Raw genomic sequence first — 13,110 nt, forward strand, 5'->3', positions numbered from 1 at the left:
GCTCACACCGCTCGCACCGTCACACCTGACGCGCGGAGGGCGGCCGTCTCCTCCTCCGGGGCCGCCTCGTCGGTGATCACGGCGTGCAGGGCGGCGGCCGGGGTGACGTGGGCGAGCGCGGTGCGGGAGAACTTGGCGGCGTCCGCGACGACGACGACCCGGCGGGCCGAGGCGATCGCGGCCCGCTTGACCGCGGCGTCGGCCAGGTCGTAGGCGGTCAGGCCGTTCGCCGTGCTCAGCCCGCAGCAGCCGATGACGGCGGTGTCGAAGCGCAGCGCGGCCAGCGAGGCCTCGGCCAGCGGACCGGTCAGGCCGAGCTCGCCCGGGCGCGGCTCCCCGCCGGGCAGCAGCAGCTTCAGCCGGGGTGCGCCGACCAGCGCGTTGACGGCGTGCACGGACAGCGGCATGACGGTCAGCCGACGCTCGCGCAGAGCGCGGGCCACCTCCAGGCAGGTGGTGCCGCTGTCCAGGACCACCGACTCACCGTCGGCGATCAGCCTCGCGACCTCGGCGGCTATCCGCCGCTTGACCTCCACCCCCTCCTGCGCCCGCAGCGCGAACGGGGGTTCCTCGCCGCGCAGCAGCAGGCTTCTGGCCCCGCCCCGGTAGCGCTCCAGCACCCCCTGGTCGGCCAGGACCTCCAGGTCGCGCCGGATGGTCATCTCCGAGGCGCCGGTGAGGTCGGCCAGTTCCGCCACGCTCAGCTGTCCGTGCCCGCGCACGGCCTCGGTGATCTGCCGCAGTCGATCTGTGCTCGCCATGCCGCCAATTGAACACATGCTCTGTTCTGATATCAAGCTTACGAACACAGACCATGTTCGATATGTTCGCAGGCATGGAGAAAACACTTCGCGCCGGCCGGCTTGCCACCTTCGCCTTCTTCGCGCTCAACGGCTTCGTGATGGGGATGTGGATCGTGCACATCCCCGCCGTCGAACACCGGGTCGGCATCAGCCACGCCGTACTCGGCTGGCTCCTGCTGCTGCTCGGCGGCGGCTCCTTCGCGGGCATGCAGCTGACCGGGCCGCTCACCGACCGTTTCGGCGCCCGCCGGGTGGTGCCGGTGAGCGCGGCCCTGTGCAGCGCGACGCTGGTCCTGCCGGCGCTGGCCGGGCGGGCCTGGACCCTGGGTGCGGCCCTGCTGCTGCTCGGTTTCGGCAACGGCTGCCTGGACGTCAGCATGAACACCCACGCCGTCCAGGTCGAGCGCGGCTACCGGCGGCCGGTCATGTCCGCCTTCCACGCGGTGTTCTCGATCGGCGGGGTGCTCGCGGCCCTGGTCGGCGCCCGCACCCTGAGCTGGGGCTGGAGCGCGACGACGACCCTCACCGGGGTGAGCGCCCTCGGCCTCCTCCTCGCGGCGCTGGCCACCCCCGCACTGCTGCCTCCCCCCGGGCCCACCGAGAGGCCCGCCGCGGACCAGCCGTCCACCGCCGCCCGGCGCAGGACGCCGGCCCGGATCTGGGCCCTGGCCGCACTGGCGCTGATGCTCATGCTCTGCGAGGGGGTGGCCGGCGATTGGAGCGCGCTCCACCTGCGCGACGTCCTGGACGCCTCCCCCGCCACCGCGGCCCTCGCGTACGGCTCCTTCGCCACCGCCATGACCGTCGGACGCCTGCTCACCGACCGGGCCTCCGAGCGCTTCGGCCCCGCCGCCGTGGTCCGCCACGGCGCGGCACTGGCCGCACTCGGGCTGACCACGGCCGCCCTCTCCGCGTGGATCGCGCCGGCCCTGCTCGGCTGGACCCTCTTCGGCCTCGGACTCTCCGGCTGCATCCCCCAACTCTTCAGTGCTGCAGGTCACTTCGACCAGGACGCCGCGGGCGCCAATGTCTCCCGAGTGGCCGGCCTCGGCTACCTCGGCATGCTCGCCGGCCCGGCCGTCATCGGACCGCTGACCCACTTCGTCCCGCTCAACCTCACCTTCTTCCTCCCGGTCGCCTTCTGCGTCACGGCGGCCGGCACGGCCCGCCTGCTGCGCCCCGCGCCCGGGGCGACCGGCTGATCCGCCCCGGCCCGGCCACGGATGCGCGGAGCGCGACGGCCGGCGGCGGCCCGGCGGTTGCGGCGTGCGAGGACCGGTACGGGGGTCCGGTCCCCGCACCTGCACCTGTTCGCCGCCCGGGCCCACCTCGCCGACGCCGCTCCACCGGCCGGCTCCGCACATCACCCGCACAGTACTCAACAGCGGTACGAAGAACGGCCTTTGGCATAGAAGCAGCAAAATCTCCGCGCGGTGTCATCCCAACCTATGGACGGTGGGGGACCCAGCTGATTGGGTGTCGGCGCTCGGAACGCACGCAGTTCGCCCCTCCCCCACCCTCACACCCGGGAGCAGACGCATGCGCATCAGCCCGCTCAAGGCCGCCACCCGCATCCTGGCCGCAGTGGCCCTGGCCGCCCTCGGCACCACCTCGCTCACCGCCGCCACCGCCGAGGCGCAACCCGCCCCGGCCGCCGCCCACCACGGCGTCAAGCCGCTGGTCCACGGCGCCGCGCAGCAGCAGCGCGCCTCCACCGACACCCTGAAGGTCGGCTCCAGCGCCAGCCAGGGCGTGGTCTCCCCCACCCCCAAGGTCTACCTGGTCTTCTGGGGCTCGCAGTGGTCCTCGGACCCGGCCGGGGTGGCCACCGACATGCAGAACCTGTTCAATGGCCTCTACGGCGCCCAGGACACCTGGGGCACCATCCTCGACCAGTACTGCGAGGGTGTCGCCAAGGGCACCGTCACCTGCGGCAGCAAGGGGATCCACGTCAACCACCCGGGCTCCTCGCCGCTGGGCGGGGTCTGGTTCGACAACTCGGCCGCGGCGCCGGGCAGTGCGACCACCGCGCAGATCGCCGCCGAGGCCGGCAAGGCCGCCGCGCACTTCGGCAACACCACCCAGACACCCAACCTCAACGCCCAGTACGTGGTGCTCTCCCCCACCGGCACCCACCCGGACGGCTTCCCCACCTCCGGCTTCTGCGCCTGGCACGACTACACCACCACCAGCTACGGCAAGCTCGCCTACACCAACCTGCCGTACATCCCGGACAGCGGCGCCGGCGCCTGCACCACCTTCACCGACGGCCGTCCGCTCTCCGGCATCGAGTCGACCGAGACCCACGAGTACGCCGAGACCGTCACCGACTTCTGGCCCAGCATCGGCTGGAACGGCGGCGGCGGTGAGATCGGTGACGCCTGCGTGCAGCTCGACGCCTACGTCACCCTGAGCACCGGCACCTTCGACCTCCAGGGCCTGTGGTCCAACAGCGCCGGCAAGTGCGTGACGCACGGCTGACACCGGATCGCGGCGGACTCCCCCGTGCCCCGGGCCGGAGGAGTCCGCCGGCCCAGGGCACCCGGCTGCCCCGGAGCGACCTCGAAGCCCCGCCCAACCGGGCCGATTTGCACACCATTTCGGCGGACGGCCCGTCGGCCCGCTGATTCACGAGTGCCTGGATACGCTCCCCTTGTCGCGTGATCCACCGCCACTCACCACCATCGGGGCCCGAATGTCCGACAGCGATCGGCAACAGAATCCGCGAACCGCCACCAAGGGACGGCGACGGGTGGCCAGAGCGGCGGCGACGGCGCTCGCCGCCGTCACCGCCTGCACCTCGCTCGCCTGGGGCGCCGTCCTGCTGACCGGCGAGAGCGCCGGCGCCAAGCCGCCGGCCCCGCCGCCGCCCGACTGCGCCTACACCCCCACCGGGACCGGAAAGTCCGCGCTCCCCTCCTTCGACTCCGCGGCCGCGGCCCGGCCGTACACGGCGACGCTGGTCACCAATCTGGGCACCGTCACCATCGAGGCCCTGACCGGGCGCGCGCCGTGCGCCACCAACTCCTTCGCCTTCCTCGCCCGGAAGGGCTACTTCGACGGCAGCAGGTGCCATCGGCTGACCACCAAGGGGATCTTCGTCCTGGACTGCGGGGATCCCACCGGGGACGGCAAGGCCGATCCGGGGTACTTCTTCCGCGACGAGAACCTGGCCGGCGCCTCGTACCCGGCCGGCACGGTGGCGATGTCCAAGGTCGTCCCGGGCCGGAACGGCAGCCAGTTCTTCATCAGTTACGCCGACCCCGAGCTCCGGATGCCGCCCGAGTGGACCCCGTTCGGAAAGGTCACGAGCGGCCTGGACGTCCTGAAGAAGATCGCCGGGAACGGGACGGCGGACGGCTCGAGTGACGGAAGGCCGAAGGACCCCGTCGTCATCCAGTCGGTGACGGTGCAACAGCGGGCCGACGGCCGTTAGCGGTACGCCGGGCGAACGGACGAGTGGGGTGCCGGTCGGGCTCGACCGGCACCCCACTCGTCTGCTCCGCCCTCCGCTCAGCCCGGGCGGTTGAGCAGGACGAAACCGTCCTCCGCGGCGACGGTGCGGTAGCCGTGCGAGAGGGCCCGGCCCAGGGCGGCCTGCTCGTCCGGGATGCTCAGCGGCCACCGCTTGTTCATCGGCATCCGGGTGTCCACCATGATCCACTGGGGGTCGGGACGGCTCGCGGCCCAGCCGAAGAGGCTGACGCTGGTGCGGTTGGTGAGCTGGGGCACCAGGAAGGTGGATGCCTGCACCGTGGCCCCGTCGGGGATGCGGTTCATCAGGCTGTGCGCCACGGCGACCCGGGGATCGGACCGCCAGGTGGCCGACTGGACCAGCTGCCAGAACGGGAACTGCGGCAGGAGCAGGCAGGTGATCGCGGCGGAGCCCGCGAGGTAGCGGCGCACACTGGCCGGGTGCGAGCTGCGCAGGTTCAGCGCGTCGACGAAGGCCGCGAAGACGATCGGCATCAGCACCAGCGAGTAGTGGAAGCCGGTGCCCCAGTGCGGGGACAGACCCGAGGCGAACCGCCAGAGCAGGGTCGGCACGGCGGTCCACAGCAGCGACGAGCGAAGCGCCAGGAACAGGGTCGGGGCCAGCACCAGCAGCAGGGTCATGACCTTGGTGTCCGGGGTGATCATTCCGATCGTGCCCTGGAACAGCAGACCCGCCGGTCCGCCTCTGCCTCCGCCCGAGCCGTCCGGCAGGAACCAGTGGGCCATCACCCCGTCCGGGCTGAGGGCGGACAGCACGGCCAGCCCCAGCACCGTGCCGGTCAGACCGGCCATGACGGTGCCGAACCCGAGCCGGCCCCCGCCTCGGCGGGCGACCAGCACGCCGATCACCGCCACCGTGACCCCGAGGTCCTCCTTCACCAGCAGCAGCGGCAGCGCCCACCACACCGCGGCGCGCAGCCGGCCGCTGCCGAGCGCGGACAGCGAGCAGGCGAGGAGCGGAACGGCGAAGGCCACCTCGTGGAAGTCGTAGCCGACCCCGCTCGCGAGCCCCCAGGAGAGCCCGTAGCAGACACCGATGACCGCGGCGGCCGGCGAGCCGAGCGTCCGCCGGGCCCAGCAGGTCAGCGGGAGGACACTGGAAGCGACCAGCGCCGCCTGCGCCACCAGCAGGGCCATCGCCGACGGCCACAGCCGGTACAGGGGTGCCAGCAGGGCCAGCACCGGGGAGAAGTGGTCCCCGAGGACGGGGAAGCCCGGCGCCTTCAGCTCGGAGACGGGCAGATGGCCCTCCGCGTAGGAGCGGACGGCCTGTTCGAAGACTCCCAGGTCGTAGCTGTTGGAGAGGATCCGCTGATGGATGCGCAGGGACAGCAGCATGTAGACGAAGAACAGCGCCACGGCCAGGGCCCAGATCCACCAGGTGAGTTGGGTGCGGCTCTCGGCGGACGGGTCCGGTGCGGGCCGTTGCTCGCGAGTCGTTTGCTGCGGTAGCGACGTGATGCCGTCGGTGGGGGGTGCCTGCATGGCTGCGCCTTCCGGAAACTGCGGCTTTTCCCCTCAAGATGCCAGCAAGCAGCCGTACATGACTTGGCGTCATTTTCCGTGTGGCCAGAATCCTCCTAATGGCCGCGCGACCACCGCACAGGTCATATGACGGTACGTCGCGGCCGTGCCGTTCCGGGCACCACCACGTCCGGTCCTTGGGCGCGGCACCCCACCCGCCACCGCCGCGGCCCTGCCGCCCTTCCCGACCCTTGCGCCCCGGCCGTACCACCCGGGAACTCGCGCGCCCGGCGGTCCGACTGGTGTGGTGTGGAAGCAACCGAACCGGGCACCCGCCCATCCGTCGTCCTGCTGGGCTTCGCCCTGCTCCTCCTCGTCGTCTTCCTGGGCGCCTTCGCGGCGGGCCGGGCGGCCGGCCCGGTCGCCCCCGGCCTGGCACCGGGCAGCAGCGGCCCGGCCGACCCGGGTGACCCGATGCCCGGCATGGGCGGGCATGGCATGGGGGCGGACCGATGAGCGCCCCCGCCAAGGCCGGTGAGGTCACCACCACGGACCTGGCCGTCGGCGGTATGACCTGCGCGGCGTGCGTCTCCCGGGTGGAGAAGCGGCTGGCCCGCATCGCGGGCGTGAGTGCGGGCGTCAACCTGGCCACCGGCCGGGCCAGGGTGGTGCACCCGGTCGAGGTCGGCGCGGCCGAGTTGGTCGCGGCGGTCGAGCGCGCCGGTTACACCGCCGAACCGGTCCCAGGCCACGCCGCCGCCGCCTGGGCCGAACCCGCCGAGGACCGACCGAGGCTGGTGGTGACGGCCGTCCTGGCGAGCGTGGTCATCGTGCTGTCGATGGTGCCCCCGCTCCAGTTCCGGGCCTGGCAGTGGGTCTGCTTCGCGCTGGCGCTGCCGGTGGTCGGCTGGGGCTCGTACGGCTTCCACCGCCGCGCCTGGCAGGGGCTGCGGCACGCCACCGCGACCATGGACACCCTGGTGAGCCTGGGCGTTCTGGCCGCCTTCGGCTGGTCCGCGTACGCGCTGTTCCTGGGCGGGGCGGGCGAGCCCGGCATGCGGATGCCCCTCTCGCTGACCGCCGCCGGCGGTGCGGCACACGTCTATCTGGAGGCCGCGGTCGGCGTCCCGGCGTTCGTGCTGTGCGGACGGATGCTGGAGGGCCGGGTACGGCGGCGCAGCGCCTCGGCGCTCCGGGCGCTCGCCGAGCTGGGGGCGAAGGAGGTCTGCGTCCGCCAGGCGGGGGCCGAGCGGCTGATCCCGGTCGAACAGCTGCTGCCGGGACAGGAGTTCGTGGTCCGGCCGGGCGAGAAGGTGGCCACCGACGGGGTGGTGGTGGAGGGCACCTCGGCGCTCGATCTGAGCCTGCTGACCGGGGAGAGCGTCCCGGTGGAGGTCGGCCCGGGCGACCGGGTGGCCGGCGGCACCGTGAACGCCGGCGGCTCGCTGCGGGTACGCGCCACCGCGGTCGGCGCGGACACCCGGCTCGCCCGGATAACCGCGCTGGTGGCCGACGCCCAGAGCGGCAAGGCGCGCGCCCAGCGGCTGGCGGACGCCGTCGCCGGGGTGTTCGTCCCCTGTGTGCTGGCGGTCGCCGTGTGCGTGCTGGGCTTCTGGCTGGGGGCGGGCGCCGATCCGCAGGCGGCGGTCACCGCGGCGGTGGCGGTGCTGGTGGTCGCCTGCCCGTGCGCGCTCGGCCTCGCCACCCCGACCGCGCTGCTCGCGGCCACCGGACGCGGCGCCGAACTCGGCGTCCTGGTCCGGGGTCCCGAGGTGCTGGAGAGCCTGCGCCGGATCGACACCGTGGTGCTGGACAAGACCGGCACCCTGACCAGCGGGCACATGGAGCTCACCGAAACGGTCACCGCCCCGGGCGAGTCGGCCGACGAGGTGCTGCTGCTGGCCGGCGCCGTCGAACACCACTCCGAGCATCCGATCGGCCGCGCCGTCGCGGCGGCGGCCCGCCGGCGGTGCGGGCCCGAGCTGCCGAGGACCACCGGCTTCGCGGCCACCCCGGGTGACGGCGTCCACGGCACGGTCTGCGGCCGGAGCGTGCGGATCCGGCGGCCCGGCGACCCCACGGCCCTGCCGCCGGCCCTGAGGGACGCCCTGAACCGGGCCGAGTCCGACGGCCGGACCGCGGTGGTGGTGGAGCTGGACGGCCGCGCGGCGGCGGTCCTGCTGGTCGGCGACCGGCTGCGGCCCGGCAGCTACCGGGCGGTGCACCGGCTGCGCGGGCTGGGTCTGGAGACCGTACTGCTGACCGGCGACCGGCCGGGCGCGGCCCGCGCCGTCGCCGGGCAGCTGGGGATCACCGAGGTGCACGCCGACGCCTCGCCGGAGCGCAAGGCCGAGGTGGTGGCCGGACTGCGCGCGGCGGGCCGGGTGGTGGCGGTGGTCGGCGACGGCGTCAACGACGCGGTCGCGCTGGCCTCGGCGGACCTCGGCATCGCGCTCGACTCCGGCACCGACGCGGCGATCGGCGCGGCAGGGCTGACCCTGATGCGCGGCGACATCGAGGCGGTGGTCGACGCGGTGCGCCTGGCCCGGCGCACCCTGGCCACCATCCGGGTCAACCTGCTCTGGGCCTTCGGCTACAACGCCGCCCTGCTGCCGCTGGCGGCGGTCGGCCTGCTCAACCCGATGCTCGCCGCCCTCGCGATGTCGGCCAGCTCGCTCCTGGTGGTCGGCAACAGCCTGCGGCTGCGCACCTGGCGGCCTGCCCCCGGCCGCACCGGCACCGCCGCCCGGAGGCCGCGATGAAGCGGGCCGCGCTCCCACCGCTGGCGGCGGCCGCCGCGTGCCTGGTCCTGCTGTCCGGCTGGACGGCGTTCGGCGGCGCCGGCCGGGCTCGGCCGGTCCGGGCGGAGGGAACGGGCTGGATCCTGCTCCCGGCCGGCGCGGGACCGGCCTCCGCCTTCCTCACCGTCCGCAACCCCGGTGACGTGCCCGACGAACTGACCGGCGTCAGCTGGGACCGGTCCGGCCGGCTCGCGCTGAAGGAGCACCGGATGCTCGGCGCCACCGGCAGCTGGTCCTACGCGCCGACCGTCACCGTCCCGGCCAGGGGCGAGCTGGCGATGTCACCGGACGGCGCGGACATCCTGATATCCGACCCACCCGCGCTGCGCGCCGGGCAGTGGGCGGAGTTCACGCTCCGCTTCCGCCGCAGCCCCGAACTGCGGGTCCGCGCCCGGGCCGTCCGGGCAGGCGAACTCTCCGCCGTGCTCGGACGGGCGGCCGGCTGACCGCGCCCCCGGGCCGGCCCCGGCCAGGCCCGGGTGGCCTTCCGGCTGGTGCTGGACCGGGGCCTCCGGTAGCCCGGCCGCCCACGGGTGGGCGCGTCCGTTCGGGCGGCCATCCGTCTTGAGATGTAGTCGGGCTGCATCGCGCGTCGCACCGGCGCGCGGGGTGAATCGTCCTGGCGCCGCTCGTCCCGGCCGATCTCGGAAAATAGCGTTGGACTGCCCCGACAGTCCCTCCCCCGAGGACCACGCCATGATCGAAGCCGTCGGCCTGAGCAAGCGCTACGGCCCCAAAACCGCCGTCCACGACCTGAGCTTCACCGTCCGCCCCGGTGCCGTCACCGGATTCCTCGGCCCCAACGGCGCCGGGAAGTCCACCACCATGCGGATGCTGGTCGGCCTGGACACGCCGAGCTCCGGCCACGCCACGCTGAACGGCCGGCGGTACGCCGACCACGCCGCCCCGCTGCACGAGGTCGGCGCGATGCTGGAGGCCCGCGCGGTGCACACCGGCCGCAGCGCCTTCAACCACCTGCTCGCCCTCGCCGCCACCCACGGCATCCCGCGCCGCCGGGTGGAGGAGGTGGTTGACCTGGTCGGTCTGCGCCAGGTCGCCCGCAAGCGGGCCGGCGGCTTCTCGCTGGGCATGGGGCAGCGCCTGGGCATCGCCTCCGCGCTGCTCGGCGACCCGGCCACGCTGATCCTCGACGAGCCGGTCAACGGACTCGACCCCGAGGGCATCCTGTGGATCCGCAACCTGCTCAAGTCCCTTGCCGCCGAAGGCCGTACGGTGCTCGTCTCCTCGCACCTGATGAGCGAGATGGCGCTCACCGCCGAGCACCTGATCGTGATCGGCCGGGGCCGGCTGATCGCCGACACCTCGGTCGAGGAGTTCACCCGCCAGGCGTCCAGCGGCAAGGTGCACGTCCGCACCCCGGACGCGGAGCGCCTGGGCAAGCTGCTGCGCGACCTCCCGGGCGTCGAGGTGGCGGCCGAGCAGGGCACGGAGGTGCTGGAGGTCTCCGGTGCCGACGGCGAGCGGATCGGCCGGCTGGCCGCCGAGCACGGACTGGTCCTGTTCGAGCTGACCCCGCAGCAGGCCTCGCTGGAGGAGGCGTTCATGGAACTGACCAGGGACGCCGTCGAGTACGAGGCCACCGTCACCACCACCGCGCCGGCCCAGGAGGTCGCAGCATGAGCACCGCCACCGTGACCTCGACCAGGGCCGGCGACGGCCGGGTCACCCTGCCCCGGGTGATCAACTCCGAGTGGATCAAGTTCCGTTCGCTGCGCTCCAGTTACATCACCCTCGCGGTGAGCGTGGCGCTCACCGTCGGTTTCGGTGCACTGTTCTGCTGGGCCACCATGAGCCGCTGGGACCACCTCCCGGCCGAGGAGCGGGCCCACTTCACCCCGGTCGAGCACAGCCTGCGCGGCTACTTCATGGCCCAGATGGCGATCGGCGTGCTCGGTGTCCTGGTGGTCACCGGCGAGTACTCCACCGGCATGATCCGCGCCTCGCTGGCCGCCGTGCCCAAGCGGCTGCCGGTGCTGTGGGCCAAGACCGCCGTGTTCGGCGCGATCACCTGGGTGGTCGCCACCGTCTCCTGCCTGATCGCGTTCTTCGTCGGCCAGGCCATCCTGGCCGGCAAGCACCTGGACACCACGCTCTCCGCGCCCGGCGTCACCCGGGTCGTCCTCGGCATGGGCCTCTACCTGACGGCGGTCGGCCTGCTCGCCATCGGGATCGGCACCCTGATCCGCAACACGGCCGGTGGCATCGCCGCCGTCTTCGGCACCCTGCTGGTCCTGCCGCTGCTGGCCGAGGCCCTGCCCAGCTCCTGGCAGGACGACATCGTCCCGTACCTGCCCGGCAACGCCGGCCAGGCCCTCGCCACCCTGCACCAGGGCCCGCACGACCTGGCTCCGTGGACGGGCTTCGGGGTGATGTGCCTCTACGTCCTGGCGTCCCTGGTCGGCGCCGCCGTCGTGCTCAAGCGGCGCGACGCGTGACGGCCCGCGCCGCCGGCTGGGAGAGAATGGCCCGGTGACCGGCCTCGACCAGACCTCCGCAGCCCCCGGGGCGCGCCGCACCGGCGCGCCCCGGGGGCTCGCCGGGTTCGGGGGGCTCGGGGAGCTCGTCGCCCGGCTGCGGGGGCAGCTCGGTCAGCTGCGGGTACGGATCCTCACCGAGCGCTACCCCACCCTGGTCGACTTCGGCTGTGCCCTCGCCCTGCTGCTGGTCACCTCGGCGCCCCAGCACCGCTACCTCTCCGCGCACTCGTGGCTGTGGGCCCTGCAGATCGGCCTGATCCTGCCGCTGACCTTCCGCCGCCGGGTGCCGTTCGCGGTCTTCGGGGTCACCGCGGCCGTCGCCTTCGTGCAGTGGCTCACCGCCTGGGGCATGCCCGCCGACATCGCCGTGCTGTTCGCGCTCTACACCGTCGGCGCCCACTGCAGGCGCCGGCGCACCATGATCGCGTACCTGGTCGCCGAGCTCGGCGTGGTGCTGGCCGTACTGCGCTGGACACCGATCACCGAACACGGCGGCAGCCCGCTCGCCACCTCGGTCAAGGTCTTCGTCATGCTCTCCGGCACCGTCACCGCGGCAGCGGTGCTCGGCCTCAACCTCCGGGCCCGGCGCGCCCAGCTGGCCGCCCTGCGGCAGCGCGCCCACGACCTGGAGCGGCAGCGCGACCAGCAGGCGGCGCTCGCGGTGGCCGAGGAGCGCTCCCGGATCGCCCGGGAGATGCACGACATCGTCACCCACAACCTGTCCGTGATGGTCGCCCTGGCCGACGGCGCGGTCTACGCCAACGCCCACGCGCCCGAGAAGGCCACCGCCGCGATGCGGCAGTCCGCCGAGACCGGCCGCCGCGCCCTCACCGACATGCGGCGCTTCCTCGGTGTGCTGCGCTCCGACGAACCCGACGCGCTGCGGCATCCGCAGCCCGGCATCGCCCAGCTCACCGCGCTGGTCGAGCAGGTCAGGGCGGCCGGGCTGCGCACCGGACTCCACCTGGAGGGCGACCACTCCACCGTCTCGGCCGGCGCCCAGCTCACCGTCTACCGGTTGGTCCAGGAGTCACTGACCAACACCCTCAAGCACACCGCCCCCGGCGCCACCGCCCGGGTCCGGGTGGCCTGCGGCCCGTCCACCGTCATGGTCGAGGTCTGCGACAACGGGTTCCCCGAACCCCACCAGGGCCACACCAGTCCGATCGGCCACACCGGCCAGGGGCTCACCGGTATGCGTTCGCGCGCGGCCTCGTACGGCGGCGAGCTCGTCGCCGGCCCGCTGCCCGGCGGCGGCTGGCGGGTGGCCACCACCCTGGTGCTGGACGACACCGGACTGGACTCCGGCGACGGCGCACCGGACTTCGACGGCCCCGGGCCGGACACCGCCCCCGACGACAGGAGCTGAACACCCGATGACCATCCGAGTCCTGCTGGTCGATGACCAACCCCTGATGCGGGTCGCCTTCTCACTGGTGCTCGGTTCCCAGCCGGACATGGCGGTGGCCGGGGAGGCCGAGGACGGCGCCGAGGCCGTCCGCCTGGTCGCCGAGGGCCAGGTGGACGTGGTGCTGATGGACGTCCGGATGCCCGGGATGGACGGCATCGAGGCCACCAGCCGGATCGTCGCGGCCAACCCCGACACCAAGGTCCTCATCCTCACCACCTTCGACCTGGACGAGTACGCCTTCGCCGGGCTGCGTGCCGGTGCCTCCGGCTTCCTGCTCAAGAACGCCCAGCCGGACGAGCTGCTCGCGGCGATCCGCTCCGTCGCAGCCGGGGACGCGGTGGTCGCCCCCCGCATCACCCGCCGCCTGCTCGACACCTTCGCCTCCCAGCTGCCCACCGACGGTGGCAGCCGGGCCCGCGCCGACGAGGCGGTCGAGGCCCTCACCGCCCGGGAGCGCAGCGTCCTGGTCCTGCTCGCCCGGGGCCTGTCCAACGCCGAGATCGCCGCCGAGCTCAACCTCGCCGAGGCCACCGTGAAGACCCACGTCAGCCGGATCCTGCTCAAGCTCGGCCTGCGCGACCGCGTCCAGGCCGTGGTCTTCGCCTACGAGAACCGCCTGGTCCTCCCCGCCTGACCGC

At 73.7% G+C, this 13,110-nt stretch carries 12 protein-coding genes; 10 read left to right on the forward strand and 2 right to left on the reverse strand.

What is annotated here, in order from left to right:
• Nucleotides 1-2: 2 nt before the first annotated feature.
• A complete protein-coding gene (locus ABD369_RS08680; protein ID WP_344635663.1) occupies nucleotides 3-761 on the reverse strand; it encodes a DeoR/GlpR family DNA-binding transcription regulator in 759 nt (252 codons plus the stop codon).
• 74 nt (nucleotides 762-835) lie between these two features.
• Between ABD369_RS08680 and ABD369_RS08685 the strand changes: the two genes are divergently transcribed.
• The 3 genes from ABD369_RS08685 (at nucleotide 836) to ABD369_RS08695 (ending at nucleotide 4,239) form a co-directional block, all read left to right on the forward strand.
• Nucleotides 836-2,005, forward strand: coding sequence for an MFS transporter (locus ABD369_RS08685; protein ID WP_344635664.1), 1,170 nt, complete (start codon nucleotides 836-838; stop codon nucleotides 2,003-2,005).
• Nucleotides 2,006-2,342: 337 nt separating this feature from the next.
• Nucleotides 2,343-3,284 carry a hypothetical protein gene (locus tag ABD369_RS08690; RefSeq protein ID WP_344635665.1) on the forward strand — a complete coding sequence of 314 codons (942 nt, stop codon included), beginning with the start codon at nucleotides 2,343-2,345 and terminating at the stop codon, nucleotides 3,282-3,284.
• 214 nt (nucleotides 3,285-3,498) lie between these two features.
• Complete coding sequence (locus ABD369_RS08695; protein WP_344635666.1) at nucleotides 3,499-4,239, forward strand: peptidylprolyl isomerase; 741 nt, start codon at nucleotides 3,499-3,501, stop codon at nucleotides 4,237-4,239.
• A gap of 77 nt (nucleotides 4,240-4,316) precedes the next feature.
• Here ABD369_RS08695 and ABD369_RS08700 read toward each other — a convergent pair whose 3' ends face one another.
• Nucleotides 4,317-5,783: a DUF2079 domain-containing protein gene (locus ABD369_RS08700; protein ID WP_344635667.1), complete on the reverse strand. Its 1,467-nt coding sequence runs from the start codon at nucleotides 5,781-5,783 to the stop codon at nucleotides 4,317-4,319.
• 288 nt (nucleotides 5,784-6,071) lie between these two features.
• Between ABD369_RS08700 and ABD369_RS08705 the strand changes: the two genes are divergently transcribed.
• The 7 genes from ABD369_RS08705 (at nucleotide 6,072) to ABD369_RS08735 (ending at nucleotide 13,106) form a co-directional block, all read left to right on the forward strand.
• The gene (locus ABD369_RS08705; protein WP_344635668.1) at nucleotides 6,072-6,278 is read left to right on the forward strand and encodes a hypothetical protein; all 207 of its coding nucleotides are present in this window, start codon (nucleotides 6,072-6,074) and stop codon (nucleotides 6,276-6,278) included.
• Nucleotides 6,275-8,524 carry a heavy metal translocating P-type ATPase gene (locus tag ABD369_RS08710; protein ID WP_344635669.1) on the forward strand — a complete coding sequence of 750 codons (2,250 nt, stop codon included), beginning with the start codon at nucleotides 6,275-6,277 and terminating at the stop codon, nucleotides 8,522-8,524. Before ABD369_RS08705 ends, ABD369_RS08710 begins: the two co-directional genes overlap by 4 nt.
• Nucleotides 8,521-9,009 (forward strand): copper chaperone PCu(A)C, encoded by a 489-nt coding sequence (locus ABD369_RS08715; protein WP_344635670.1) that lies wholly within the window; start codon nucleotides 8,521-8,523, stop codon nucleotides 9,007-9,009. The genes ABD369_RS08710 and ABD369_RS08715 overlap by 4 nt, the downstream gene beginning before the upstream one ends.
• 250 nt (nucleotides 9,010-9,259) lie before the next feature.
• A complete protein-coding gene (locus ABD369_RS08720; RefSeq protein ID WP_344635671.1) occupies nucleotides 9,260-10,204 on the forward strand; it encodes an ATP-binding cassette domain-containing protein in 945 nt (314 codons plus the stop codon).
• Nucleotides 10,201-11,019, forward strand: a complete 819-nt coding sequence (locus ABD369_RS08725) for an ABC transporter permease (protein ID WP_344635672.1) — start codon at nucleotides 10,201-10,203, stop codon at nucleotides 11,017-11,019. Before ABD369_RS08720 ends, ABD369_RS08725 begins: the two co-directional genes overlap by 4 nt.
• Before the next feature lie 34 nt (nucleotides 11,020-11,053).
• The gene (locus ABD369_RS08730) at nucleotides 11,054-12,430 is read left to right on the forward strand and encodes a sensor histidine kinase (RefSeq protein WP_344635673.1); all 1,377 of its coding nucleotides are present in this window, start codon (nucleotides 11,054-11,056) and stop codon (nucleotides 12,428-12,430) included.
• 7 nt (nucleotides 12,431-12,437) lie between these two features.
• Entirely contained in the window at nucleotides 12,438-13,106 is a 669-nt protein-coding gene (locus ABD369_RS08735) for a response regulator (protein ID WP_344635674.1), read from the forward strand.
• Nucleotides 13,107-13,110 lie beyond the last annotated feature (4 nt).

The organism is Kitasatospora cystarginea (assembly GCF_039533515.1).
GTDB classification, from domain to species: domain Bacteria; phylum Actinomycetota; class Actinomycetes; order Streptomycetales; family Streptomycetaceae; genus Kitasatospora; species Kitasatospora cystarginea.

What these genes read in the sequence shown, in the direction of transcription:
- ABD369_RS08700 (WP_344635667.1), bottom strand. Translation starts at nt 5,783, where the DNA reads ATGCAGGCACCCCCCACCGACGGCATCACGTCGCTACCGCAGCAAACG.
- ABD369_RS08695 (WP_344635666.1), top strand. Translation starts at nt 3,499, where the DNA reads ATGTCCGACAGCGATCGGCAACAGAATCCGCGAACCGCCACCAAGGGA.
- ABD369_RS08735 (WP_344635674.1), top strand. Translation starts at nt 12,438, where the DNA reads ATGACCATCCGAGTCCTGCTGGTCGATGACCAACCCCTGATGCGGGTC.
- ABD369_RS08725 (WP_344635672.1), top strand. Translation starts at nt 10,201, where the DNA reads ATGAGCACCGCCACCGTGACCTCGACCAGGGCCGGCGACGGCCGGGTC.
- ABD369_RS08685 (WP_344635664.1), top strand. Translation starts at nt 836, where the DNA reads ATGGAGAAAACACTTCGCGCCGGCCGGCTTGCCACCTTCGCCTTCTTC.
- ABD369_RS08720 (WP_344635671.1), top strand. Translation starts at nt 9,260, where the DNA reads ATGATCGAAGCCGTCGGCCTGAGCAAGCGCTACGGCCCCAAAACCGCC.
- ABD369_RS08710 (WP_344635669.1), top strand. Translation starts at nt 6,275, where the DNA reads ATGAGCGCCCCCGCCAAGGCCGGTGAGGTCACCACCACGGACCTGGCC.
- ABD369_RS08680 (WP_344635663.1), bottom strand. Translation starts at nt 761, where the DNA reads ATGGCGAGCACAGATCGACTGCGGCAGATCACCGAGGCCGTGCGCGGG.
- ABD369_RS08715 (WP_344635670.1), top strand. Translation starts at nt 8,521, where the DNA reads ATGAAGCGGGCCGCGCTCCCACCGCTGGCGGCGGCCGCCGCGTGCCTG.
- ABD369_RS08690 (WP_344635665.1), top strand. Translation starts at nt 2,343, where the DNA reads ATGCGCATCAGCCCGCTCAAGGCCGCCACCCGCATCCTGGCCGCAGTG.